The 25,354-nt window shown below is 70.2% G+C and carries 24 protein-coding genes and 1 tRNA gene; 16 read left to right on the top strand and 9 right to left on the bottom strand.

Translation table 11 applies throughout. From position 1 onward, the window contains the following. Positions 1-22: 22 nt before the first annotated feature. The 4 genes from Mth01_RS16750 to Mth01_RS16765 all read right to left on the bottom strand — a co-directional run bounded on the left by Mth01_RS16750 (position 23) and on the right by Mth01_RS16765 (position 4,263). Positions 23-1,207, bottom strand: coding sequence for an acetate/propionate family kinase (locus Mth01_RS16750; RefSeq protein ID WP_239089739.1), 1,185 nt, complete (start codon positions 1,205-1,207; stop codon positions 23-25). Beyond that, positions 1,204-3,273: a phosphate acetyltransferase gene (pta, locus tag Mth01_RS16755; RefSeq protein WP_204016858.1), complete on the bottom strand. Its 2,070-nt coding sequence runs from the start codon at positions 3,271-3,273 to the stop codon at positions 1,204-1,206. Before pta ends, Mth01_RS16750 begins: the two co-directional genes overlap by 4 nt. Before the next feature lie 94 nt (positions 3,274-3,367). After that, positions 3,368-3,565: a DUF2795 domain-containing protein gene (locus Mth01_RS16760; RefSeq protein ID WP_204016798.1), complete on the bottom strand. Its 198-nt coding sequence runs from the start codon at positions 3,563-3,565 to the stop codon at positions 3,368-3,370. 41 nt (positions 3,566-3,606) lie between these two features. After that, positions 3,607-4,263, bottom strand: a complete 657-nt coding sequence (locus Mth01_RS16765) for a substrate-binding domain-containing protein (RefSeq protein WP_204016799.1) — start codon at positions 4,261-4,263, stop codon at positions 3,607-3,609. A 387-nt stretch (positions 4,264-4,650) separates the two neighbouring features. On the opposite strand from Mth01_RS16765, the gene Mth01_RS16770 reads away from it, so the two are divergent. Continuing rightward, positions 4,651-4,727: transfer RNA gene (locus tag Mth01_RS16770), tRNA-Ile, on the top strand. A 257-nt stretch (positions 4,728-4,984) separates the two neighbouring features. On the opposite strand, the gene Mth01_RS16775 is transcribed toward Mth01_RS16770, so the two are convergent. Continuing rightward, the gene (locus tag Mth01_RS16775) at positions 4,985-5,551 is read right to left on the bottom strand and encodes a YciI family protein (RefSeq protein ID WP_239089740.1); all 567 of its coding nucleotides are present in this window, start codon (positions 5,549-5,551) and stop codon (positions 4,985-4,987) included. A gap of 174 nt (positions 5,552-5,725) precedes the next feature. Here Mth01_RS16775 and Mth01_RS16780 point away from each other — a divergent pair, with 174 nt between their 5' ends. The 4 genes from Mth01_RS16780 (at position 5,726) to Mth01_RS16795 (ending at position 9,865) form a co-directional block, all read left to right on the top strand. Then, positions 5,726-6,478, top strand: coding sequence for an aminotransferase class IV (locus Mth01_RS16780; RefSeq protein ID WP_204016800.1), 753 nt, complete (start codon positions 5,726-5,728; stop codon positions 6,476-6,478). Positions 6,479-6,587: 109 nt separating this feature from the next. Next, on the top strand, positions 6,588-7,103 hold the full coding sequence (locus tag Mth01_RS16785; RefSeq protein ID WP_204016801.1) for an NUDIX hydrolase: 516 nt from the start codon (positions 6,588-6,590) through the stop codon (positions 7,101-7,103). A gap of 217 nt (positions 7,104-7,320) precedes the next feature. Then, positions 7,321-7,725, top strand: coding sequence for a hypothetical protein (locus tag Mth01_RS16790; protein ID WP_204016802.1), 405 nt, complete (start codon positions 7,321-7,323; stop codon positions 7,723-7,725). Between the two features lies 1 nt (position 7,726). Continuing rightward, positions 7,727-9,865 (top strand): DUF4132 domain-containing protein, encoded by a 2,139-nt coding sequence (locus Mth01_RS16795; protein ID WP_204016803.1) that lies wholly within the window; start codon positions 7,727-7,729, stop codon positions 9,863-9,865. A 212-nt stretch (positions 9,866-10,077) separates the two neighbouring features. Here the strand turns inward: Mth01_RS16795 and Mth01_RS16800 are convergent, their stop codons facing one another. After that, entirely contained in the window at positions 10,078-10,239 is a 162-nt protein-coding gene (locus tag Mth01_RS16800) for a hypothetical protein (protein WP_204016804.1), read from the bottom strand. On the opposite strand from Mth01_RS16800, the gene Mth01_RS16805 reads away from it, so the two are divergent. From Mth01_RS16805 to Mth01_RS16830, 6 genes are all read left to right on the top strand, one after another. Further along, positions 10,238-11,167 (top strand): WD40 repeat domain-containing protein, encoded by a 930-nt coding sequence (locus tag Mth01_RS16805; RefSeq protein ID WP_204016805.1) that lies wholly within the window; start codon positions 10,238-10,240, stop codon positions 11,165-11,167. The genes Mth01_RS16800 and Mth01_RS16805 overlap by 2 nt on opposite strands. 112 nt (positions 11,168-11,279) lie before the next feature. Further along, positions 11,280-11,501, top strand: coding sequence for a hypothetical protein (locus Mth01_RS16810; RefSeq protein ID WP_204016806.1), 222 nt, complete (start codon positions 11,280-11,282; stop codon positions 11,499-11,501). Between the two features lie 266 nt (positions 11,502-11,767). After that, the gene (gene mug / locus Mth01_RS16815) at positions 11,768-12,316 is read left to right on the top strand and encodes a G/U mismatch-specific DNA glycosylase (protein WP_204016807.1); all 549 of its coding nucleotides are present in this window, start codon (positions 11,768-11,770) and stop codon (positions 12,314-12,316) included. A 131-nt stretch (positions 12,317-12,447) separates the two neighbouring features. Continuing rightward, positions 12,448-12,918: a ribonuclease HI gene (gene rnhA, locus Mth01_RS16820; protein WP_239089741.1), complete on the top strand. Its 471-nt coding sequence runs from the start codon at positions 12,448-12,450 to the stop codon at positions 12,916-12,918. A gap of 166 nt (positions 12,919-13,084) precedes the next feature. Next, positions 13,085-15,508 carry a PEP/pyruvate-binding domain-containing protein gene (locus tag Mth01_RS16825; protein WP_239089742.1) on the top strand — a complete coding sequence of 808 codons (2,424 nt, stop codon included), beginning with the start codon at positions 13,085-13,087 and terminating at the stop codon, positions 15,506-15,508. A 1-nt stretch (position 15,509) separates the two neighbouring features. Beyond that, entirely contained in the window at positions 15,510-16,109 is a 600-nt protein-coding gene (locus tag Mth01_RS16830; RefSeq protein WP_204016809.1) for a TetR/AcrR family transcriptional regulator, read from the top strand. A 9-nt stretch (positions 16,110-16,118) separates the two neighbouring features. Here Mth01_RS16830 and Mth01_RS16835 read toward each other — a convergent pair whose 3' ends face one another. Beyond that, positions 16,119-18,206: a SpoIIE family protein phosphatase gene (locus Mth01_RS16835; RefSeq protein WP_204016810.1), complete on the bottom strand. Its 2,088-nt coding sequence runs from the start codon at positions 18,204-18,206 to the stop codon at positions 16,119-16,121. Positions 18,207-18,275: 69 nt separating this feature from the next. After that, positions 18,276-18,770, bottom strand: coding sequence for an Lrp/AsnC family transcriptional regulator (locus Mth01_RS16840; protein WP_204016811.1), 495 nt, complete (start codon positions 18,768-18,770; stop codon positions 18,276-18,278). Positions 18,771-18,868: 98 nt separating this feature from the next. Here Mth01_RS16840 and Mth01_RS16845 point away from each other — a divergent pair, with 98 nt between their 5' ends. Further along, a complete protein-coding gene (locus Mth01_RS16845) occupies positions 18,869-20,116 on the top strand; it encodes a trans-sulfuration enzyme family protein (protein ID WP_204016812.1) in 1,248 nt (415 codons plus the stop codon). Between the two features lie 19 nt (positions 20,117-20,135). On the opposite strand, the gene Mth01_RS16850 is transcribed toward Mth01_RS16845, so the two are convergent. Next, positions 20,136-20,798, bottom strand: coding sequence for a peroxiredoxin (locus Mth01_RS16850; RefSeq protein ID WP_204016813.1), 663 nt, complete (start codon positions 20,796-20,798; stop codon positions 20,136-20,138). A gap of 223 nt (positions 20,799-21,021) precedes the next feature. Here Mth01_RS16850 and Mth01_RS16855 point away from each other — a divergent pair, with 223 nt between their 5' ends. From Mth01_RS16855 to galK, 4 genes are all read left to right on the top strand, one after another. After that, positions 21,022-21,843, top strand: coding sequence for a helix-turn-helix domain-containing protein (locus Mth01_RS16855; protein ID WP_204016814.1), 822 nt, complete (start codon positions 21,022-21,024; stop codon positions 21,841-21,843). Positions 21,844-21,927: 84 nt separating this feature from the next. After that, entirely contained in the window at positions 21,928-22,392 is a 465-nt protein-coding gene (locus Mth01_RS16860; RefSeq protein WP_204016815.1) for a VOC family protein, read from the top strand. 110 nt (positions 22,393-22,502) lie between these two features. After that, positions 22,503-24,161 carry a catalase gene (locus Mth01_RS16865; RefSeq protein ID WP_204016816.1) on the top strand — a complete coding sequence of 553 codons (1,659 nt, stop codon included), beginning with the start codon at positions 22,503-22,505 and terminating at the stop codon, positions 24,159-24,161. Between the two features lie 40 nt (positions 24,162-24,201). Next, positions 24,202-25,350 carry a galactokinase gene (gene galK / locus Mth01_RS16870; RefSeq protein WP_204016817.1) on the top strand — a complete coding sequence of 383 codons (1,149 nt, stop codon included), beginning with the start codon at positions 24,202-24,204 and terminating at the stop codon, positions 25,348-25,350. The last annotated feature ends 4 nt before the right edge of the window (positions 25,351-25,354 follow it).

Below are 25,354 nucleotides of genomic sequence, written 5' to 3' on the forward strand. Positions count from 1 at the left end.
GGATAACCGTGCCGACCGACGATCAGCGGGACCGTGACTCGACGCAGGCGACCACCTGATCGGCGATCTCCATCTCCTCGTCGGTGGGGATCACGAGCACGGCGACCTCGGCCCCCTCGGGTGAGATCATCCGGGGGCCGGTCTCCGCCGCGGCGTTCCGCGCCGGATCGATCTCGATGCCGAGCCGGGACAGCCCGGACACCGCGAGATCCCGTGTCCTGGCGTCGTGCTCGCCCACGCCTGCGGTGAACACGAGCGCGTCCACCCGGCCGAGCACGGCGTAGTACGCCCCGATGTAGCCGCGCAGGCGGTGGCCGTACACCTCCATCGCCAGCCGGGCGTCGGGCGCGCCGGAGTCGGCGAGCTTCCACACCTCACGCAGGTCGTTGGCGCCGCACATGCCGAGCAGCCCGCTGTCCCGGTTCAGCGCGTCGTCGACGTCGGCCAGGCTCATGCCGGCCACCCGGTTCAGGTACGCCGGGAGCGCGGGGTCGACGTCGCCCGACCGGGTGCCCATGACGAGGCCCGCCAGCGGGGTGATGCCCATGGAGGTGTCCACGCTGCGCCCGCCGCGCACGGCGGTCGCGCTCGCGCCGTTGCCGAGGTGCAGCACGATCGAGTCGACCTTGTCGTACGGCCTGCCGAGCAGCTCGGCGGCCCGCCGTGACACATAGGCGGTGGAGGTGCCGTGGAAGCCGTACCGGCGCACGCCGAGCTTCTCGGTCCACTCGCGCGGCACCGCGTAGGTGTAGGCGTGCGGCGGGAGCGTGCCGTGGAACGCGGTGTCGAAGACCGCGACGTGCGGCAGGGCGGGGAACGCGCGGCGAGCCACCCGGATGCCCTCCAGGTTGGGCAGGTTGTGCAGCGGAGCCAGCGGGGCGAGCTCCTCGATCGCCCGCTCGACCTCGTCGTCGATGAGGGTGGGCTGGACGAACCGGCTGCCGCCGTGCACCACCCGGTGGCCCACCGCTGTCACGCGGTCCAGCGACGGCCCGTGCTCGGTGAAGGCGGCGAGCACGGCACGCAGGCCCTCCTCGTGGTCGGCGAGCCGCCGCTCCACCCGGACGCCGCCGTGCGTGAGAACGCTGGTCTCCTCGCCGATCCGTTCGGCGAGACCGCGGGCGGTCTCCCGGCGTGACGCCATGTCGATCAGGCGGTATTTGATCGAGGACGAGCCGCTGTTGAGGACGAGGACCTGGTCGATCACGGCGTCTCCTCCCGACCCGGATTGTGCGCCTGCGCCTGAATGGCGGTGATCGCCACGGTGTCGACGATATCGTCCACGGTCGCACCGCGGGACAGGTCGTTGACCGGCTTGCGCAGGCCCTGCAGCACCGGCCCGATGGCCACCGCGCCGGCGCTGCGCTGCACGGCCTTGTAGAGGTTGTTGCCGGTGTTCAGGTCGGGCACCACGAACACGGTCGCCCGCCCGGCGACCGGGCTGCCCGGCATCTTCGCCTCGGCCACGCTCGGCTCGGCCGCCGCGTCGTACTGGATCGGCCCCGCCACCGGCAGGTCCGGCCGCAGCTCGCGGATCAGCGCGGTGGCCCGGCGCACCTTGTCGACCTCCGGGCCCGTCCCGGACTCGCCCGTGGAGTACGACAGCATGGCGACGCGGGGTTCGACGCCGAACCTGGCGGCGGTCTCCGCCGAGGAGATCCCGATGTCGGCCAGCTGCTCGGCCGTGGGATCGGGGACGACCGCGCAGTCGCCGTACACGAGGACCCGGTCGGCCAGGCACATGAAGAAGACGCTGGACACGATCCCCACACCGGGCGTCGTCTTGATGATCTCGAACGACGGGCGGATGGTGTGGGCCGTCGTGTGGGCGGCGCCCGAGACCATGCCGTCGGCCAGCCCGAGATGGACCATCAGCGTGCCGAAGTAGGACACGTCGGTGACGGCGTCGCGGGCCTGCGCGAGCGACATGCCCTTGTGCGCCCGCAGCCGGGCGTACTCCTCGGCGAACTGTTCGCGCAGCTCCTCGTCGAACGGGCTGACCACGTGCGCGTCGTCGACGGCCAGGCCCATCTGGGCGGCCGCGGCCCGGATCTCCCGCTCGTCGCCGAGCAGGGTCAGCTCGGCCACGCCGCGCCGCAGCAGGCTGTCGGCCGCGCGGAGGATGCGCGGCTCGGCGCCCTCGGGCAGCACGATGTGGCGGCGCTGGGCCCTGGCCCGCTCCAGCAGGTCGTACTCGAACATCAGCGGCGTCACCGCGGCGGCCTTGGTGATCCGCAGGCTGCGCAGCAGCGCGGCGGTGTCGACGTGGTCGGCGAACAGCCCAAGCGCGGTGTCGATCTTGCCCTTGGCGTCGGGGGTGAACATGCCCTCGGCCTCCGACAGCGCCTTGGCCGTCTCGAACGTGCCGCCCTCAGTGGCGATCACGGGCAGCCGGATGTCCATGCCGTCGAACAGCCGGGTCACCGGCTCGGGCAGCTCCAGCCCGCCGTTCAGGATGATCGCGGACAGGGCGGGGAACGTCGGCGCCCGGTGCGCGGCCATCAGTCCGGGCACCAGCGCGGCCGCGCGGTCGGCCGGGACGATGACGGCGACGCCGTCGGAGAGCCGGTCGAGGATGTTCGGCAGCGACATCGCCCCGACCATGAGGGCGCCGACCTCCCGGCCGAGCTGCTGCTCGTCCCCCATGAATAGTTCGCCGTCGCAGGCGGCGGCCAGGTCGCTCACCGTGGGCGCCGACAACCGCGGCTCCTCCGGCAGGACGTACGCGCTGACGCGGGCGGCGACCTCGTCCACCAGGTCGGGCGTGACCCGGGTGACGACGGTGGCCAGCTCGGTCGCGTGCCGCTCGGCGAGCTCCTTCCTGGACATCTCGACCGCGGCGACGATGTCGTCCGGCATCCGGTGCAGCCCGGTCACCACGTTGACCACCGGCGTGCCCAGATCGGCCGCCAGCTCGGCGTTGAACACGAACTCGGTGGGCGCGCCGACGTCGGTGTAGTCGGTCCCGATCACGACGACGGCGCCACAGCGGCCGGCCAGCGCGCGGTAGCGGGCCAGGATCTCCCCGGTCGCCCGTTCCTCGTCGGCGTGCAGGTCCTCGTAGGTGACGCCCACGCACATCTCGTACGGCAGGCCGATGCCGAACCTCGCACGCACGGTGTTGACCAGGCCGTCCTCCCGGCCCACCCGGACGAGGGGCCGGAACACCCCCACGGTCTCCACCTGACGGGTCAGCAGCTCGACCATGCCGAGGGCGATCGCGCCCTTGTTGCTCCTGGCGTCGCTCGCCGCGACGTACACCCCGATCGCCATAGCAGTCACTGGACAAAGCGTATTCGAAGCGACGGACCGGCCCGAGCGGGACGGGGGTCCGGACCGGTCCTGGGTCCCGGCATCGAACGGAGTGCTAACGCTCCTGGGCGACCGCCTTGCTGACGGCGTTCGGACCGTCGTACTGCCGGTCCGGCAGCCTCTCCAGAGCATTGATCACAAGGTCGTCGGCGCCGTGGTCGCGGGCCGTCTGGATCAGGTCGGACTTGCCGGCCGGGTAGTCCACGCCCTTGAGGTGCTTCTGCAGTTGGATCGGGTTCGGGATGTCGGCCATGACCGCTCTCCGTTCATCGATTTTCCGCTGCTCCCTCCCGCCTACCCGTCGGCTCCCGCCTCACTCACCGCGCCGGGTAAGCGCGCGGCGGGCCGGATCATGACGGCGGGGATCGACGCCGTGGTCCCGTTGGCGACGGTGGTCGTGCCGTACACGGCCTTGCCGCAGGCGAGGTCGACGGCGAGCCGGGCGGCGCTGCCCGCCTCCCGCGTGATGTCCAGTCGCGCGGCCGCTCCCCGCCTCCTGTCGGCCTCGGGTCCGGAAAATCCCGTGTAGGCGTCCACCGGCCCGTTCGCCAGCCGGTCGTAGGCGATGACCTTGGCACGGAGGAGCTTCGCCCCCGCGACCGCCGACGCGGTGGCCTCGGGCCGTACCGCGACCAGGATGAGCACGCGTACGTCTTCGGCGAGCATCTCGGACAGTTGCCGATTCTGGATGCCCTGGTCGCCGCCGGCGTTGGCGGAGACGACCTCGCATTTCGGGCAGAGCGCGGCGACCGCCCGCGTGATGGCCGGCCGGTCATAGGTGTCGTACCGTTCCCCCCGCCCGTCAGGGAGCAGCAGACCGACCGTGAAGCCGTCACCGATTCTGCCGACCGCGCCCAGTCCGGTCCCCGAGTATGGAAGCACCGTGTCACACGCCCGGATGGTCGTCAGGAGGGCCAGGGAAGCGGCGACCACCACCAGTCGTATCTCCACAGCAATCCCCCGATCGCACGCAGAGCCACCCGGCCATGCCGTACCCGGGCATTTAGGACATAAAGCCCAATTTGCCCTGTCGCGGGCTTGCCGCCGAACCTGTTCTGGGCGTCGATCTCCCTGCGTCGTCCCTCGCTCTCACGCCGGATCGACCTTGGGGCCGGACCGGCGTGCCCGCCTTGGTGATCGCCTGACGTGTCCGCCTCTCCCCCGGCCGGGACTCCCTGGGACAGACCAGGACACGGCCGTCCTGGAGATCTTCCAGGTCGTTGCGCTCCGAGCCGCCGCCGAGGTCCGGATGAGGGTACGGCGCGGCCCAGAAACCTTCGAATTCTCCGGGGACGCGGGTCTGCGCACCCCCCGAGTTGTGAGAGACTGCACCATTGCGGGGCGGTAGCTCAGCCGGTCAGAGCATCGGACTCATAATCCGTGGGTCGTGGGTTCAAGTCCCACCCGCCCTACCACGTTTGATCAGCCATACCCCGCATGACCTGCGGTTTCGCGGTCGATCATGCTTATGCGGACATACGACCGAGAGTCGCAGAAAGCAGCCGTACGCCAGTGGTCGCGGAACATACGCGGAATGCTCACGACGTCTCGCGGAACGATTCCGCCCCGTACACCGAAGGACCCCGAGATCTCTCCCGAGGTCCCATCGGTTCATTCGGTTCATTCGGTTACAGCCTCATCTGGCACCACCTCGGCGACGGCCAAGTGCTCATTACCGCCGCCCGCCGAACTCCCAATCGTGGACCTCCATCGCGGCGTACCGGTCCAGGGTCAGAACGGCGCGTGCCGCATCCGGGTCCGGCGCCCGAACCAGCAGTGCCGTACCCAGCCAGATGGCGCCGTCGTCGGACAGCAGCGGCCCGTACGCGATCAGCTCGCCCGGGTCGGACTGCGGGACAAGGTCGGCGGCCTGCCCGGAGCCGAGGCCCAGCACCAGATATCGGTTGCCGCCGTCTCGGCCGCCGGGGAAATCCCACATGGTGCGCCCCAGTGCGTTGCGCCACCGGCGCAACACGACGTCCCGGTACACACCGGCCTGATAGTTGGGCTCTTCGAAGACGAACGCACGCGCGGTAGCGAGGTCTGGTAGGTCGACGATGTGCACACTGCCGGTGGCCGTGTCGCTGCCGCGCTCGAAGGTCGGGCCACGGGCGATCATCTCCGCCGCGTACCGGTCCATGTAGGACCAGTGCTCTTCCCGCAACTCGTCGCGCAGCGCTGCGGAGCCAGGCCGATCACGGTGATAGCAGAAGAACTCCATGCCGAGAGTACCTACCATGATCCGTTCTGGTCATCCAGGCCATCGGCGATCCCTCAGCCCGGAGAAGAGCTGCAAGCAGGAACGAAGGACTCCAGTGAAGCAGCGCTCGATGCGCATACCGCCGGCGCTTGCCGCCCGTCACGGGGCCGGGCAACTGACGCGAGCCAAAGCCCGATCAAGTACGGTAAGATCGTGTTGCCGCGCACCGAGATCGACGGGCGTCCTCCCGAGATCGACAAGCTGTTGGCCCCCGCGCTGATCAACTATGGTCACGTCACCGTCATGCAGGTCCGCGGCAGATCGGTTCGCGGCCTCGACCTGCACCTGTCCCGCCTGGACGCCGCCAACAGGGAACTTTTCCACGAACCTCTCGACCCCGATCGGGTCCGCGGCTACATCCGGCACATCCTCGCCGACGACGTCGACGCCACCATCCGGGTCACCGTCTTTCGCGACACCACCGTCTCCGTCATGGTCACCGCCCGGCCACCCGCCGATGCCGCGACCAGGCCTCAAGGCCTCAAATCCGTCGTTTACCAGCGCCCCGTCCCGCACATCAAGCACACCGGGACGTTCGGCCAGCTCCACTACGGTCACCTCGCGGTCGACGACGGTTTCGACGACGCCCTGCTCCTCACCACGTTCGACCACGTCGCCGAGGCGGGCATCGCCAACATCCTCTGTCACGACGGCACCGCCTTCGTCTGGCCGGACGCGCCCGCCCTCCCCGGCATCACCATGCGACTCCTCGACCGGGCCGGCCTGTCCGCCCGACAGCGCACAATCCGCCGCACCGACCTGCCCTCCTTCGCCGCGGTCTTCGTCACCAATTCCCGTGGGATCTCCCCCGTAGGCCGCGTCGACGACATCGAAATCCCCGTCGACCCCGAAATCACCCGCCAGGTGCTGACCCTGTACGACTCAGTCCCCTGGGATCCGATCTGAGACAACACCCGCACACGCTTGATCAGCAAGCTCCCACCTGGTGACCCGGGATGATCCAACGTGACGAGCGTGGAACGTCTCAGTTGTCGACCTCGATGAGGATTGGATGATGCTGGAGCTTCCCCAGGACCTGCCGATCGTGGAACGCCGCGCCGTCCGGCTCGTCGTGCGTGACAGTGCGAATGACATCCTGCTCTTCCACACCCGCGACTGTACGGCGCCGGAACTGGGCACCTGGTGGGAGCTCCCGGGCGGGGGCATCGATGAGGGTGAGACCTATCTCGACACCGCCATCAGAGAGTTGCGCGAGGAGACCGGCATCGTCGCCCACCCCGGCCAGATAGGCCGCCCGACGTGGCGTCGCAGGGCGACCTACCGCCACAGGAACATCCGCCGCCTACAGAACGAGGTCGTGGTCGAGGTGCGGCTGAGCGTTCCTGGCCCGCCCATCGACGAGTCCGGACGGCTCGACTACGAGAAGGAGGACTACTTCGACTTCCGCTGGTGGCCCATCGCCGAGGTCCTGGGCACTCGGGAGCAGTTCTATCCCCGCAGTCTGCCGGCGCTGTTGACCGCCTTCCTGGCAGGCGAGGAGATCGACGAACCGTTCGAGTTCTGGTCGTAACCCGTCAAGAGGGAAAGATCCGTCGTTCGACATCAGGCAATCTCCGTACGGCGCCGGGGTCCAGGCCATCTCTCACCTTGGACCGCCGTGACTTTCGTTTCGTACGCCCCCTGACACAGCCCCTCGGCTGTCACAGCGGCCTGCCGGCACCGACGTTTTGTCGTTCGCCGCTGCTACAGATTGCGCCATAGCCTGACGTTGGACGACGGGATTTTCGATGGCATCAGTGACGTTTCGCGATGAGACCGCGACCGGCCGGGCGCTGGAGGAGTTCTCCCTGCCCGACCTGCCCGAGCGGATCTCGGCCCGGGAGCTGGTACGGCTGCGCGTACGCGAGGAGGTGGCCCGCTACAACGCCTCCCCTTCCCATTCCCACCACTTCCGCGGACTGGTCCAACCGACCGACGCCGAGGCCGAGGCCGAGCTGAACGGCTACCGGATGCGAACCGCGCGCAGGCTGGACTGGGAGAGGCAGGCCGACGCCGCCGAGGCCGCGTTCGCCCGCAACGGCTTCCTGCTGCTGGTGGGCGACCGGCAGATCGAGGACCTGGACACCGAGATCGACTTGATCGCCGACCCCGTCATCTCCTTCGTCAAGTTGATCCCGCTGGTCGGAGGCTGAGATGAGTGTGCCCGACAGCCTCATCTCGCCCCTCGCGCAGCGCTTGCGCGATCTGATCACCGGCTCCGCGAACGACCCCTCGTACTGGCCCGACGCCTCGCAACTGAGCGTCGGTCTGGTCGGGCTGGGCGGCGGGCCGATCCGGGTCGGCGACGGCAGCCCGCTATCGGCCCAGTACGCGATCGACGAGCAGGCCAGGCGTCGACTGGTCGCGCCGGCCCGTGAGCTGGTCGGATTCCTGCTGCGGGGCGAGAGACTCTACGAATCATTCTCCGTGTTGTTGGTGGCGGCGGGGCTGGCGGGCATGGACACCGAAGTGCGCGCCCGGCTCGCCGAGCAGTACGGGCCGATCGCGGTCGCCGAGATGGACGTGCTGCTCGGCTGGGACGTGGAGCTGCGGGCGCTGTTCGCCGAGGCGGTGCGGCACCGGCCGGACTACGTCGCCCCACTGCCTTCCGGCGTGCCCGAATGGCTCAATGGCCTGCCCGGCTACCTGGATTTCGCCCGGGCGGCTCTGGAGACGGCCGAGGCCCGCGTGGCGGCGATCCACGCAGGCGAGATCCCGTACAAAGCAGAGAAGGCGTTCGAAGCCGGAGAGAAGGCGACCCTCGGCCGGGCCGTACGGCTCGCGCTCCTGCGGGACGAGCCCTGGCTGCCCGAGTTGCTGGACTCGCTGGTGCGCGGGATCGCGGTGGCGCCCACCCAGGCCAAGACCCTGCCCTCCCAGGCACTGCTGTTCGAGATCGCCCGAGCGGCGGAGGAGTATCCGACTCCCGAGGTGATCTCCGCGCTGCGCGCCGCCCGCCGGGCCGTCCGGCACGCCGCGGTGCCCAAGCAACTGGATCGCATGTTCAAGCGCATCGAGCCCGCCCTGGCCGACCGGCTGGAGGTGGCGTTCCGGCTGCCCGACGGGCGGGTACGGCAGGCCGTCGGCGAGCACACGGCGGTGATCTCGACGGACGGCGGGGTCGAGCTGTCGTGGTGGCACGGGGACAGGAAGCTGAAGGGGGTCCCGGCTGCGGTCAGGCGTGAGCATCCCGAGGAGGTCAAGCGGCTGCGCGAGCTGGCCAAGCAGGCCCAGCAGCGGCAGACCACCCTGAGCAGGGCGCTGGAGGCCGGATATACCAGCGAGACGGCTCCGCCGTACCGGCAGTTGGAGGGGCACCCGGTCACGGATCGGCTGATCTGGGAGTTCGAGGTCTCGCCCGGCGTGTGGCGCGCCGAGCTGGGGCTGACCCTGCCGGACGTGCCGGTGCGGCTGTGGCATCCGGCCCGCGCGTCGGTGGAGGAGGTGCGCGCCTGGCGGGAGGTGGTGCAGGACAAGGAACTGCGCCAGCCGTTCAAGCAGGCCTTCCGCGAGGTGTACCTGCTCACCCCCGCCGAGGAGGAGACCGGCGACCACTCCAACCGGTTCGTCGACCACGTGGTGGACTATCGCAGGCTCCGTGCGCTGTTCAAAGACCGGGGCTGGCAGTCCAACTTCATGGGCCCGTGGGACGGCGGCTACGACAACGGGGACGCCCGGCGGGTGCTGGCGGGCGGACAGTGGCGGGCGACCCTGGACCACCATCTGTACGACTACGAGGACGGCTACGCGGAGACCGGCCAGGTCCACTTCGACCGGCTGACCGAGGGAAGTTGGCACCGGGCCACGCTGACGGAGGTGCCGGCGCTGGTGTTCAGCGAGGCCATGCGGGACATCGACCTGTTCGTGGCCGTCTCCTCGATCACGGCCGATCCCCGGTGGGCCGACCAGGGGCCAGACCGGCTGCGGGACTACTGGCAGACCGGCTCGTTCGCGGCGCTGCCGCCCTCCGCCGAGGTGCGCAGGGACGCGCTGTCCCGGTTGATCGGGCGTACGGCCATCGCCGACCGGTGCACCATAACCGACCGTTTCCTGGTGGTCCGGGGGGATATCCGCACCTACAAGATCCACCTGGGCTCGGCGAACATCCTGATGGAACCCAACGACGCCTACCTGTGCATCGTCTCCGCACGCGACCCCCACGCCGGGCTGTTCCTTCCGTTCGAGGAGGACGGCCGGTTGGCGCTCATCCTCAGCAAGGCATTCCTGCTGGCGAACGACACCGCCATCACCGACCCCTCCATCACCCGCCAGCTCCAGCCTGACGTCGGATAAGTGCTCGCCCCCTCGGGGACGGCGGTGAGGGCACCGTCCCCGAGGGAAGGTCGGTTGAGCGGACGAGCCGTGCCCCGCTGTGTATGCGGTTCCGGGACCTTGACGCCGTATCGAGGGCCACAAGATGATCAACGTATGTTGTCACGCACGCGCGTCACCACAGCAGGCCTACTCGTGCTCGCATCGGTAGGCGCCTGCGGCGACGGCGGGGATCACGCCGCCGAGCGGGTCTCGCTCAGCCGGGCGACCTCTACGGCTGTCGCGACGTCCTCACCGACAGCGTCTCCATCTCTGCCCGCCACAGTCGGGCAGCCGACGGACTCCTCAGCCGTCCCCTCGCCGCTGCCCGTGGCGACGTCCTTGGCATTGCCCATGGCGACCTCTTCGCCCCTGCCGGTGGTCGGTCCGCCCCGATTCTTCGTCACCGCGAGGGTCCCACTCGCGCGCTTTCCGACTAGATCCAAGACGGCGATCTTCACTCCGGTACGGCCCGCCGTACACGACGCCACCACCGGAGCGTTCCTGGCCGCCATCCCGCTGCCGCCGGGAGTGCGCTCCTCCTGGCACCTTCTGGCCGCGGCACCCGACAACCGCACCTTTGTCCTCTCCGGATGGACCGGGCCGAACTCTCCCATCCGGTTCTTCCGCGTCAACCTCGCCGAGGACGGGTCGCCGAGCGGTCCGGCACTCGTCCCCGGACTGGAGAGCGACGCGGTGGGCCCTGGATACGCTCTTGCCCTGAGTCCGGACGCCACCAGACTCGCCTACGCCACCCCGACCATGGGTGGAGAGAAGATCTCCATCGTCGATCTCACCACCGGACAGCGCCGCGACTGGAGCACGCAAGCGTCATCCATGGTGAGCGATCTGGCCTGGTCTCCGGACGGCCAACAGATCGCACTGGTGGTCCAGGGTCGGGGCATCGGCGTACTCGACCTCCGCCGACGGGGATTCGATCTGCTGGCCGACACCCGCCTCGTCAAACCGAGCAGCGGCCTGCCACCCCTGGGGTCGGTGGCCTACACCCCCGACGGCAGTGCCCTGATCTACTCGGCCGGTCATGCCATACTGCGCATCCCGGTCGCCGGTGGGGAGGAACCGCGGGTTCTCGCCCAGGTGACGTTGCCGCCTGACGCGTCGCTGAGCCTCCGGTTCACCCTGGATGGAACCGGCCGGTACCTGCTCTACGTACACCGATGGCGAAGCTTCCGAGTAGATCTCGTCGATGGTTCGACCACGTCGGTGCCGATCGAGGCCGGTGAGCACTCGCGCGAGGGTGACTCTCCGAACGCCGCCTGGTGAAAAGCATCACGGCGAGCGCAGGCGCGACCTCTCGAGATGCGTCCACGGACGTCTCCGCAGCATGGATTCTCACGTCACTGCCGTCCGCGAGGATGCAGCCTACGATTGGGACATGAGCGAAGCCTCACGCGAGATCCCGTTGGAGGAGAAGCGCTTGGCCGCGGTCGTTCCGGCCGATCAGCCTGACTTGGTCGTCCGTCTTCGCGAGACCATTGAAGTGCTCTCCAACAGCGACGCCGTCCAGGCCGTCGTCGAGTCCCGTGCTTCCATCGCCCGTGGAGAAGGTCTCCGCAGCAAGGACGCCATTCGGGGTCTGCTCGACGGTCGGCAGTAATGTCCTCTAGCGTGTCGGGCTCCGAGGTGTCGCCGGCCACCGAAGATCTGGGGACCCTGTGTCCCCCGGCCGAATTCTGTGTCGACCAGCCGGAGCGCATCACCGTTCGCGAGAACCGGGCCGTCGTCGTTTTGGCCCCGGTGGGACGAGGGCGGGGGGTGCGGGGTTAGAGCACGCTCGGGCCTTGACGGCCCTCCCGCGCGGGCCTTCACCCCCAGCCTGAAGTGAAGGCCGGAGCACTGGCCCGCAGCCCGTAGCATCGCGCCATGCGCCCGACGAAGGCCGACGTGGAGGCGGCCAGGAACGCGACGATCGACGACGTGATCGGTCCCGGCCTGGACGTGCTCTTCTGCGGGATCAATCCCGGTCTCTCCTCCGCCGTCACCGGTCACCACTTCGCCCGGCCGGGCAACCGGTTCTGGCCGGCGCTGCACCTGTCCGGTCTCGTTCCGCGCCGGCTCGCGCCGTACGAGCAGCATCTGCTGCCGTCGTACGGCCTCGGCATCACCAACCTCGTCGCACGGGCGACCGCACGGGCCGACGAACTGTCGCCCGAGGAGTTCCGGGCGGGCGCCGCGCGGATGAGAGATCTCGTGAACGAGATCGGGCCGCGTACAGTGGCCTTCGCCGGAGTGACCGCCTATCGCCTCGCCTTCGGCCGTCCCCGGGCCGCGATCGGCCTGCAGGAGGAGATGATCGGCGGCGTCGCCGTCCACGTCCTGCCCAACCCGAGCGGGCTCAACGCCCACTGGACGCTGCCGGCCATCGCCGAGGAGATGGCCAGGCTGCGCCCGGGACCGGCCGAGCCCGCGTGACGTTACGTTCATCGCCTCCGCGCGGGTCGGCCCGAAGGTCAGCTCCATCGGCCCCGCCGAAGGCGTTCCTTCCTCGCGTGGATCAGAGCACGGCTGAGCTGATTCACCTGGCGCGGCGATAGTGTGGGCCGGTGGCCAGTGATCGGGTGGTGGACGTGTACACCGATGGCGCCTGCCGTGGCAATCCCGGGCCCGGGGGCTGGGGCGCGATCCTCCGGTACGGCAAACATGAGCGGGAGCTCCGCGGTGGCGAGGCCGCCACGACGAACAACCGGATGGAGCTCATGGCCGCGATCATGGCGTTGGAGACGCTGACCAGGCCATGCGTGGTCCGGTTGCACACCGACAGTCAGTACGTGCGCAACGGCATCACCAGTTGGCTCGCCAAGTGGAAGCGCAACGGGTGGCTGACGGCGGGCAGGGAACCGGTCAAGAACGCCGACCTGTGGCAACGCCTGGAGTCGGCGGCTCAGCGGCATCAGGTCGAATGGCTCTGGGTCCGCGGGCACAGCGGGCACCCGGAGAACGAACGCGCCGACTCCCTCGCCCGGCTCGGCTGCGAGGAAGCGGCGCATTCGGGAAGCGGAGCGCACCGGCCGTAGGGACCACCGGCGGGCGAGTCGTGATCGCCCCATGCCGACGGCCCGGACCCGGTGTCGAAAGAGAGAACGTTGCGTTTCTCAAGGTTGGATCTTACTCTTCTTAGAGAACACCTGGTTCTCTAATGGCCTCCACGAGGCAGGTGCCCGCGCACGTCGAGGAGGGACCGTGAAACTGGTCGCACCCCTGTCCGCCTTCGGCCGCGAGGACCTGCCTTCGGCCGGAGGGAAGGGCGCCAACCTGGGAGAGCTGGTAAGAAACGGCTTCCCGGTGCCCGACGGCTTCGTCATCACGACCCTGTCGTACGAACTGGTCGCGGCCGGCCAGGTGACGCGCGCCCACTTCGAGCGGGTCGAGTGGCCCGGCGAACTGCGCGATGCCGTCGTGGACGCGTACGCGCGGCTCGGCGGCGGCCCGGTCGCGGTGCGATCGAGCGCGACCGCCGAGGACCTGCCGGGCGCCGCGTTCGCCGGGCAGCAGGACACCTTCCTCAACGTGGTCGGCGAGGAGGCGCTGCTCCACGCGGTGCGCCGCTGCTGGGCCTCACTGTGGGGCGAGCGCGCGGTCGCCTACCGTGCGCGGCTCGGCCTCGACCCCGCCGAGGTGCGCATCGCCGTGGTCGTCCAGCGCATGGTGGATCCGGACATGGCGGGCGTCATGTTCACCGCGAACCCGGTCACGGGCGCGCGCGACGAGTTCGTCGTCGACGCCGGCAGCGGGCTCGGTGAGGCGGTCGTCTCCGGGCTGGTCACCCCCGACCACTACGTGCTCGACGGGTCGGGTGCGGTCGTCCGGTTCACGCCGGGCCGCCGTGAGGTGGTCGTGCGCGCGGTGGCGGGCGGCGGCGTCGTCCACGAGACCGCCGCGGGCTCCCCCGCCGAACCGCTCCGCGCCGAACCGATGTCCGCCGCGGTGCTGCGAGAACTGGTCGAGTTGGGTCGCCGGGCCGCCCGGCACTTCGGCCGCCCCCAGGACATGGAGTGGGCGTACGCGGGCGGACGGGTGCACGTCCTGCAGGCCCGTCCCATGACCGCGCTGCCGCCGCCCCCGCTCGGGCGGCTCGGCCCGCTCCGACGCCGCCTCGGCGGCGTGCTCCTGGAGTACCTGCCCGAGCGCCCCTATCCGATCGACATGAGCACCTGGATCCCCTGCGGCCCGGCCGGTCTGATGGCCGAGGTGACGAATGAGTACGGCATCCGGCACGCGTTCGACGGCTTCCTCGAAGAGGAGGACGGCGTCGTCTACCGGCTCGTGCCGCCCTCCCCTCGCCCGAGCCTCCGCCTGCTCGCCACGCCGCTCCGCGCCGTCGTCAAGGCCAGGCGGTACGACCCGGCCCACTGGACAGACGACCCGCGCTACCGCGACCTCCTACGCGAATGCCGGAAGACTGCGGCGCTCGACCTCGGCACGCTGCCCTGGACGGAGCTGATCCGCGTGCCCAGGCGGGCGCTCGATCTGGTACGGCCGGTGGCCGGCCTGCGCATCGACTACCTGCCCGGCAGCGGGCTGGCGATCCTGCGACTGCTCGTCGTCACCACGCTGCTGGGCCGCCGCGGCCTCTTCGGCGACCTGCTGGCCGGGGCCCGCACCCGCACCGGCGACGCCAACCACGCACTGGAGGAGCTGGCCGGGGAGGCGCGGTGGACCGGAGCACTCGACGCCGACCCGCCGCACCCCGCCTTCGCCGCGAAACTGGCTCAGTTCCTCGCGGAGTACGGGCATCGCGAAACCTCAAGTCCCCTCCTCGTCACCCCGCCGACCTGGGTGGACGCGCCCGACACCGTGCTCGGGCTGATCCGCGTGCTCGCCGCCGAACCGCCAGAGCCGTACCAGTCATCCGAGCCGTACCAGTCGTCCGAGGCATCCGAGCCGCGGCCCGGCGTGGTGGACGCGCTCGACCGGTTGCTCGGCCATCCGCTGCTGCGCTCCCGCCCAGCGCGGTCCAGGGTGCGGCGCTGGGTGGAGGCCGCCCGGGCGGGCATCGCGTTCCGCGAGGACAGCCACTTCACGTTCACCATGCCGCTGCCGGTCCTGCGCAGGTCGCTGCTGGAGATCGGAGGCAGGCTCACCGGCACCGGCGTGCTCGCCCGGCCCGAGGACGTCTTCCACCTGCGCCTGGAGGAGCTGGAGCGGCTTCCGGGACCGGACGCGGGACCGTACGCCGAGGCGCTGCGAGACGCCGTACGGGCTCGGTCCGCCAAGCGCGAGGAGCTGTCGGGAGTACGCCTCATCGACCTCGGCCGGCTGTTCCCCTCCCGGGCGGCGGGCGACGCGCTGGTCGCCGGCACGCCCGCGAGCGGCGGCACCGCGACGGGCCGGGTGCGGGTGGTGCGCGAACCCGTGGAGTTCGGCCGGCTGAACCCCGGCGACGTGCTCGTCTGTCCCTATACGAATCCCTCGTGGACGCCGCTTTTCCAGCGCGCGGCCGCCGTGGTCGTGGACACCGGCGGCGCGGGCTCGCACGCGGCCATCGTGGCCAGAGAGTACGGCATTCCGGCCGTGATGGGCACGGGCACCGGCACATCGACCCTGCACGACGGCCAGATGGTCGTGGTCAACGGTGACACCGGCACGGTCAACACCGCTATCTAGGATGCGATTCATGGCCACCGATCATCGCAAGCTGCCCAGGCGCCGGGGCGAGGTGCTCAACGTCGCCATCTACGAGGCCACGCTGGAGGAGCTGGCCGAGATCGGCTACTCCGGCCTGACCATGGAACGCGTGGCCGAGCGGGCCAAGGCCAGCAAGGCGTCGCTCTACCGGCGCTGGCCCTCGCGGATCGAGCTGGTGATGGACGCCGTTTACCACACGCTGCCCGACCCCGCGTCCGCCCCGGACACCGGATCGCTGCGCGGGGACCTGCTCGCGCTGCTCGAACGCACGGCGCGGATGCTGTCCGGGCCCGCGGGAGAGGCGATGCGGGGCCTGCTCTGCGAGGCGCTGGGCGACGAGTCACGGGCCGCCACATTCCGCGCCCACTCCCAGGGCACGGGCAGGAAGATGGCCGGGGAGATCATCCGGCGTGCGGTCGAACGCGGCGAGGTGCGCCCTGAGGCCGTGACCCCGCGCCGCCTCGACGTGGGTCAGGCGCTGGTGCGCCAGCACTTCCTGTTCCACGGCCCGCCCATCCCCGAGATCCTGATCGTCGAGATCGTGGACGAGGTGCTGGTGCCGCTGTTCACGCGCGCCTGAGCGGGTGCGTTAAGCGGCCGCCTCCGAGATCTCCGCCCAGACGGTCTTGCCGTCCGGGGTATAGCGGGTGCCCCACCGCTGGGTGGTCTGGGCCACGAGGAACAGGCCACGCCCGCGCTCGTCCATCGTGCGGGCGTGGCGCAGGTGGGGGGCCGTGCTGCTGCAGTCGGAGACCTCGCAGCTGAGCGCGGTGTCGCGGATCAGCCGCAGGCCGATCGGCCCCGTGGCGTAGCGGATGGCGTTGGTCACCAGTTCGCTGACGACCAACTCGGTGTTGAACGTCAGGTCGTCGAGGTTCCAGGCGGCCAGCTGACGAGCGGTCATGGTGCGCGCGGTGGCGACGATCGCGGGATCGCAGGGCAGGGTCCAGGTGGCGACGCGGTCGGCTGCCAGGGTGCGGGTGCGGGCCAGGAGCAGGACGGCGTCGTCGCTGGGGCGGGCGGGCAGCAGGGTGTGCAGAACGTCGCCGCATCTTTCGTCCAGGGGACGGTCCGCGGGGGTGAGCACCCGCTGGAGCTGCGTGAGGGCGGCGTCCGCACCGCCGGGCCTTCCCGTGAGGAGGCCCTTGGTGTACAGGGCCAGCACGCTGCCGTCGAGAAGATCCAGCTCGGCGGATTCGAACGGCGGACCCCCCACCCCCAGGGGCGGCCCGGCCGGAATGTCGAGGATCTCCGCGCCGCCGGCGGGATGAACGAGCACGGGTGGCGGGTGACCCGCCCGGGCGAACCAACAGTGCCGGGAGATCGGGTCGTACACCGCGTAAATACAGGTCGCGCTCGTCGGGGGTTTTTCGGTTGGGTCCATGGACCCGGCGTCCTCGTTCTCCAGGCTGAGGACCAGGTCGTCCAGGCGGGCGAGCGTCTCGTCCGGCGCCAGGTCCAGGGCCGCCAGGGTGCGGATCGCGGTGCGCAGGCGGCCCATGGTCGCGGCCGCGTGGATGCCGCGCCCGGCGACGTCCCCCACCACCAGGCCGACGCGCGCCCCGGACAGCGGGATCACGTCGAACCAGTCGCCGCCCGCTCCCGCGGAGCGGTAACCGTGGACCACCTCCATCCCGCTGAGGGTGACCGGGTGCGACGGGAGCAGGCTGCGCTGCAGGACGCTGGCGATGGTGTGTTCCCGCAGGTAGCGCCGGGCGTTCTCCATGCACACCGCACCTCTGTCGGCGAGCCCCGCGGCGAGGGCCAGATCGTCGTCATCGAAGGGGCCTTCTCTTCGCCACCGGTAGAAGGACACCAGGCCCAGGGCGGCTCCCCTGGCGGCCAGCGGCACCATCATCGCCGAATGGACTCCGCCACCGTGGATCAACTCGGCTCGAGCGGGATCGTCGGCCGGCCAGCCTGTGTCGTCATCGAGGCGGCGGATGAGTCGCGGCCGCAGGTCGATCAGACTCTGCGCGTGGGGCGTGCCGGCCGGAAAGCGGCCGACCTCACCGATCGGGGTGAGACTTCGCTCCGTCTCACGTGCCGCCCGGAAGGCCATCCGCCGCAGGGGAAGCCTCTCGTCCACCATCCGGAGCGACGGCGCCTCACCTCTCAGCGCGGAGTCCAGCACGTCGATCGTCACGACGTCGGCCAGCTCCGGCACCACGACCTCGGCCAGTTCCTCGGCGGTGTGCGCGATGTCCAGGGTGGTGCCGACCCGCTCGTTGGCCCGGTGGATCAGCTCGAGCCGGGCGCGGGCCCGGGCCCGGTCCGTCACGTCGACGAGTGAGACGGCCACGCCCAGCGGCCGTCCGGCGGCGTCGTGCAGCCGGAACGCGGACATCGACACGACATGCTCGGTGCCGGGATCGCTGCGCGGAAAGCCTCTCATCTCCTGTTCGAAAACCGGCTCGCCCGTGTCCCGCACGCGCTTCATGATCTGTTCGATCGTGGGGAAGTCGAACCCGGGCGCCAGCTCACTCATGGGCTGCCCCAGCAACTCGGCGGGCGGCACGCCGCGCAACTCGCGCCCGGCGGTGTTGTACTTCACCAGTCGCAGGTCGAGGTCGTGGATGTACAGACTGACGGGAGACTGGCTGAACACCATCGCGAGAGTCGCCTGGTCGATGTCGCGATCGCGCTCGCCAGCCCCGTCAGGCGAGACTGCCCCCATACATCGATTATGCGCCATGTCCATGCCGGGGCTCAGCGGGCGGCGGGCCGTGCGCCTCGCCGGCATTCATCAGGGGAGTACGCCGCGGCCTTCGCGGACCTCGAAGACCAGTTGGGTCTCGGTCCGGCGCACCACCGGGTAGATGGTCACGTGCTCCAGGATGAGATCGCGGAGGCTCTCGGGGGTCGGCACGGCCACGTGCAGGAGGAAGTCGTCGTCGCCGCCCACGTGGAGGACGGACAGCACACCCGGCACCATGACCAGCTTGTCGTACAGGCTGCGTACGTGATCACGGTTGTGGCTGCCCAGGCGGACCTTGATGATCGCCTGGATGGGGCGACCGAGCGCACCGAGATCGAGCCGGGCCCTGACGCTTTCGACGACGCCCGAGCGCATCAGCGCGCGCACCCGGTACGCACACGTGGACTCGGCGACTCCCGCCCGGGTGGCGAGCGCGGCGTTGGTCATCCGCCCGTCCTCTACCAGTGCGGCGAGGATGGCCAGATCGGTGCCGTCGAGCGCCACCGGAGCGGGCTGCGGTTTCTTCGGCCGCCGATCGGACATACGCCTCCTCGTCGCTTGATCTTCACTAATTTTGGCCATCTGCCCCGGTTTTCACAAGAAGCATTGAAAACCACGGTGGATCCACCCATTGTTCGAGCATGATTTCACCTCATCTGCGGCTCGACTCCATCGCGGTTCACGCGGGCCGTGAGGATCTCGTGGAACTCGGCGTCCACGCGCTTCCGATCGATCTGTCGTCCACCAACCCGCTGCCGGACATCGAGGCCGGCGGCCTTTCCTACGAGGCGATGGCCGGCGGAGGCATGCCGTACGCGGAGGGCGGCGCCGTCTACGGGCGCCTGTGGAACCCGACCGTGGCGCGGTTCGAGTCGGCGCTGGCGCGGCTGGAGCACACCGAGGCCGCGGTGGCCTTCTCATCGGGGATGGCGGCGATGACCGCGGCGATCCTCGCGACGACCCGGGAGACGGGCCGGGAGATGGGCCGCCGCCACATCGTGGCGGTCCGGCCCCTCTACGGCGGGACCGATCACCTGCTGGCCTCGGGCGTCCTCGGCGCCGAGGCGACGTTCTGTACGGCCGAAGGCGTCGCCGCGGCGCTCCGCCCGGACACGGCGCTGGTCATCCTGGAGACGCCCGCCAATCCGACCCTCGAACTGGCCGACATCCGCGCCGTCGTCGAGGCCTCCGAAGGCGTTCCCGTCCTCGTGGACAACACGTTCGCCACCCCGATCCTGCAGAACCCCGCCGACTTCGGCGCCTCGATGGTCCTGCACAGCGCGACCAAGTACCTCGGCGGGCACGGCGACGTCATCGCCGGCGTCATCGCCGGCGATCGGGAGTGGGCGGCCGCACTGCGCCGGGTCCGCGCCATCACCGGCGCCCTGCTCCACCCGTTCGGCGCCTACCTCCTGCACCGCGGGCTCGCCACGCTCCCGATCCGAATACGGACGCAGCAGGCGAACGCCCAGCGCGTCGCCGCCTGGCTGAGCACCCACCCCAGCGTCTCCCGGATCCACTATCCGGGAATCTCGGGCGATTCTCGGGGGCTGCTCGGCCGGCAGATGAAGGGAACCGGGGCGATGATCTCGGTCGACCTCAGCGGCGGCCTCGATCAGGCCAGGCGCCTCACCTCGGCGGTCCGCCTGTTCACCCACGCGGTGTCCCTGGGCGGGGTCGACTCACTGATCCAGCACCCCGCCGCGCTGACGCACCGGCCCGTCGTCCAGGAGGCCCGGCCGTCCCCCGGCCTGGTCAGGCTCTCCATCGGACTGGAGGACCCCGAGGACCTGATCGCCGACCTCGACCAGGCTCTCGGCCAGGCCCTCACCGAGATCCCCGCTCAGGCCCTCACAACCACGCGTCATCCGGCTCCCGCGGCTGGGTGACCGGAGCCGCCCGGCGGGCTCATCGGCGGCGGCCGGGAACTCTGGCGAGATACCAGTCGGTGAGGTCGACGCTGTCGTCGGCGATGCGGGCATCCACCTCGGACTGGGTCCGCGGCGCCGCGAGGAGCACGTCGTCGCCCGGCCGCCAGTTGGCCGGGCAGGCGACGCCGTCCCGGTCCGCGGTCTGCAGTGCGTCGACGAGCCTGAGGATCTCCGGGACCATCCGGCCCGCGTTCATCGGGTAGTAGAGGATGGCACGGACCACCGACTCCGGGTCGATCACGAACACCGCGCGGACGGCCGCCGTCTTCGAGGTGTTCGGGTGGAGCATGCCGTACGCCCGGGAGACGCGGGTGTCGATGTCCGCGATGATCGGGAAGGCGATGTCGATGCCGAGTTTGTCCTTGATGTTGCGGATCCACGCGAGATGGCTGTGCACCGAGTCGATCGAGTTGCCCAGCAGGGACACGTTCCGGTCGGCGAACTCCTCGGTGAGATCGGCGAAGGCGGCGAACTCGGTGGTGCACACGGGGGTGAAGTCCGCGGGATGGCTGAAGAGCACCAGCCAGCGCCCGGCGTAGTCGCCGAGCCGGACCGGCCCCTGCGTGCTCTCGGCCTCGAAGTCCGGAGCGGGGTCGCCGATGAGCGGCAGCCTGGTGCCCTGCTCTGTCACGACATCCATGATCATTATCTCCTCGCCGGAGTGAGTTTCGTCATAGCTCAAGGCGCATTACTCCCTGCCCTCATTGGGACTCTCCGGTGTTCGGTCGGCCACTCCATCTGAGGGACAAGTTTTGTCAAGACTCGCGAGGGCAGGGCGGCTCGGCGACACTGAGCGCATGCCGGAGCAGGAGGCGGGTCAAGGTCGGATGGGCCGAAACCGGACAGGTCGCGAGGAAGCCGTCGTGGAGTTCGTCCGGCGGCGACCGGCATCCGCACTGCGACCACTGATCGCCTGGTACAGCGGCTACCGCGAGGCGGGCGTGCCGCCTCGGCGGCATCGCGGCCTGCCCTCGCCGTACCTGACCATGATCATTACGCTGCACGACCCGCTCGTGATCACCGCGCACCCGGACCCACGAACCCCGTCCGGGACGTACGACACGCTGGTCGGCGGGCTGCACACGACACCGGCGTTGATCACACACGACGGGCGGCAGTCCGGCGTTCAGATCGCCTTGACGCCGCTGGGCGCGCGGGCGCTGCTCGGCCTGCCCGCCGGCGAGCTTTCCGGCCTGGATCTGGACGGCGCCGACGTGCTCGGCCGGCTGGCGGCGGAGCTCCGTGAGCGGCTCCTGGAGACCGGCGGGTGGGCCGAGCGGTTCACGGTGCTCGACCGCGTCCTCGGCGGAGTCCTCGCCGCCACCGTACGGCCCGGCTCTCCCGCACCGGAGGTCGCACACGCCTGGCGTCTGCTGCTCGCCGCCGACGGCGACACGAGCGTGGCCGATCTGGCCGAGCAGGTGGGCTGGAGCACCAGGCATCTGAGCCAGCGGTTCCGCACGGAGATCGGCCTCGGCCCGAAGGAGGCGGCCCGGGTGGTGCGCTTCGACCGCGCGCGGTGGATGATGCGGCGCTCGGCGGAGAGCGACGACCAGCACACCCTGGCCGAGATCGCGGCGGCCTGCGGCTACTACGATCAGGCCCACCTGGCGCGCGAGTTCGGCGCTTTCGCAGGGTGTCCGCCGAGCCAGTGGCTGGCCGAGGAGTTCGGGCAGCCGCACTGACCGGTCACGGGCTGGAGCGCTACGAACGGGGAAGTTCCGAAACGTCCAAGCCGCGGCGGGGGAACCGGCGGCAGACTCGGACCCATGACCGAGACCACAGGCACCACGCACGGCACCACACCGGACACCACGCACGGCGCCACACCGGACACCACGCCGCCTCCCCAGGTCTGGCCGACCCTGCGGGCCCGCGACGCCCGGGCGCTGATCCGCTTCCTCGTCGACGCGTTCGGTTTCGAGGAGACCGCGGTCTACGGCGACGGCGACCGGGTGGAGCACGCCCAGCTCTCCTGGCCGCCCGGCGGCGGCATCATGCTCGGCTCCGTCCGCGATGCCGCGGACGACAAGTGGGCGCTGCGGCCCGGCACCTTCGGCGCGTACGTCGTCACCGACGACCCCGCCGGCCTCTTCGCCAGGGCGACCGCCGCGGGGGCGCTGGTCGTCAGCGAGCCGGAGGACAAGGGCTACGGCTCCCGCGAGTTCGTGGTCCGCGACCCCGAGGGCAACCACTGGTCGTTCGGCACCTACCGCGGCGAGCCGCGCAAATGATCAGCGAAGCGCTTCGGAAGCCGGACGCCTGAGCTGAATAGCCGATCAGAAAACGGATAGGAGGGATGAAACGGACTAATCACCCATAAGCATGAGAGGAACCGGTCCTGATGACGTCAAGCGAGGGGGCACGATCTGGGGACGAGCGTCCGGTGCTGACGAACCGCCAGGGGCACCCGGTCTACGACAATCAGAACCAGCGCACGGTCGGACCCCGTGGTCCCGCGACATTGGAGAACTACCAGTTCCTGGAGAAGATGAGCCACTTCGACCGGGAGCGTGTCCCCGAACGGGTCGTGCACGCGCGCGGCACGACCTCGTTCGGGTTCTTCGAGACGTACGGCACGTGGGGGGACGAGCCGATCTCCGCCTTCACCCGCGCCGCGCTCCTGCGGGAGACCGGCGGGCGGACCGACGTCGCCGTCCGGTTCTCCACGGTGATCGGCGGACGCGACTCCTCCGAGAGCGCCCGCGACCCCCGCGGATTCGCGGTGAAGTTCTACACGGAGGACGGCAACTGGGATCTCGTGGGAAACAACCTCGCGGTGTTCTTCATCCGTGATGCCATCAAGTTTCCCGACCTGATCCATGCGTTCAAGCCCGATCCCGTCACCTTCCGTCAGGAGGCCGGCCGGATCTTCGACTTCGTCTCGCAGATGCCCGAGAGCCTGCACATGATCGTCAACCTGTTCGGCCCGCGCGGCATCCCGGCCGACTACCGGCACATGCAGGGCTTCGGCGTCAACACGTACCGGTGGGTCAACGAGCGCGGCGAGACCCGCCTGGTGAAGTACCACTGGATGCCCAGGCAGGGCGTGCGGAGCATGACCGCCGAGGACGCCGCCCGGGTGCAGGCGCACGACCTGGGGCACGCCACCCGGGACCTGTACGAGGCGATCACGCGGGGCGACTTCCCGGAGTGGGAACTGCTCGTGCAGGTGATGAGCGACGACGAGCACCCCGAGCTGGACTTCGACCCGCTGGACGACACCAAGGTCTGGCCGGAGAACGACTTCCCCGCCCTGCCCGTCGGGCGGCTGGTGCTCAACCGGACCGTGAGCGACAACTTCGCGGAGAACGAGCAGATCTCTTTCGGCACCGGGGTGCTCGTCGACGGCCTGGACTTCTCCGAGGACAAGATGCTGGTCGGGCGGACCTTCTCCTACAGCGACACCCAGCGCTATCGCGTCGGGCCGAACTATCTGCAGCTCCCGGTCAACCAGGCCAGGAACGCGAAGGTCCGCACGAACCAACGGGACGCGCCGATGGCCTATCACGTGGACCGGGCCGGGGAGAACCCGCACGTCAACTACGAGCCCTCGATCACGGGCGGACTGCGGGAGGCGGCGAGTTCCATGCCCGGCGAGTACGGCCCGGTGATCTCCGGGCGGCTCACTCGCAGCCGCATCCCACGCACCAACGACTACAAGCAGCCGGGCCAGCGTTACCGGCTCATGGAGGAGTGGGAGCGCGACGACCTGGTGGAGAACCTGACCACCGCGCTGTCCGAGTGCGTCCGTCCGGTCGCCGAGCGCATGGTCTGGCATCTGCTCCTGATCGAGGACGACCTCGGGCTGCGCGTCGGCGAGGGCGTGGGCATCACGCCGGGCGACGTCGGGCGCCTCGACCCGCTCCCCGGCCAGAACCTGACGGAGGAGGACCGGCTGCGGCTCGCCAACCTCGGCAAGAACGGCCCGCGCGACGTCAGGGGACTCAAGATGACCCACTGCGTCCCGAACGAGCGGGCGACGACGACCGATAACCGCTAACCTACGCGGGACGGTCGAAGTTGGTGGGGAGTGTGCGATTATGCGCGTTGCTGATGCCTTTCGGGATGCCTATGGCGATGAACCCACCGGAATCTGGCACGCGCCCGGCAGGGTCAACCTGATCGGCGAGCACACCGACTACAACGACGGCTTCGTCCTGCCGTTCGCGGTGCCCTGGGGCGTCACGCTGGCGGCCCGCCCGCGTGAGGACGGTGTCGTACGGCTCTCGTCCCGGCAGGCCCCCGGGGATCCGCTGGTCCTCCGCGATCTCGATGGTGGCCTCGATCGGGCCAGCGGCTGGGCCCGCTACCCGGCCGGGGTGTTCCGGATCATGCGCGGCGACGGCCTCCCGATCGGCGGCGCCGACATCATGATCGACGGAGATGTCCCGCGCGGGGCCGGGCTGTCGTCCAGCGCCGCACTCGAGGTCGCCACCGCACTCGCCCTGGACGACCTGTACGGCCTGGGCGTGGCGGAGTCGGACACGGGCCGCATGGAACTGGCCGGGATCGGGCAGCGGGCTGAGAACGTCTTCGTCGGCATGCCCTGCGGGATCATGGATCAGGCGGCGTCGGCACTCGGCCGGGAGGGCCACGCGCTGTTCCTCGACTGCCGGTCGCTGGCGAGCCGGCCGATCCCGCTCGACCTGGCGGCGCACGGCCTCCGGCTGCTGATCATCAACACCGGGGTGCACCACGAGCTGGCCGACGGCCGGTACGCCCGGCGCCGCCAGGAGTGCGAGAACGCCGCCAAGCGCCTCGGTGTGGCCGCGCTGCGGGACGTCACCGACCTCGCCGCCGCGCTCGCCGAGCTGACCGGGGCGGAACGCGCCCGGACCCAGCACGTCGTGACCGAGAACCACCGGGTCGAGGCGGTGGTCGGGCTGCTGCGTGCGGGAGCCGTACCGGAGATCGGCGCACTGCTGAACGCCTCGCATCTGTCGCTGCGCGACCAGTTCGAGGTGTCCTGCCCGGAGCTCGACGTGGCCGTGGAGTCGGCGATCAGGGGTGGCGCCAGGGGGGCCAGGATGACCGGCGGCGGCTTCGGCGGGTCCGCCGTCGCGCTCGTCGCCGAGGGCCGCGTCGACCAGGTCCGGGATCGGGTACGGCAGGCCTACGAGGAGCGCGACTGGGCACCGCCGACGTTCTTCACCGCGACTCCGGCCGCCGGCGCCCGCCGCCTCGCCTGACCGG

The sequence above is a fragment of the Sphaerimonospora thailandensis genome (assembly GCF_016863115.1).
Lineage (GTDB): Bacteria > Actinomycetota > Actinomycetes > Streptosporangiales > Streptosporangiaceae > Sphaerimonospora > Sphaerimonospora cavernae.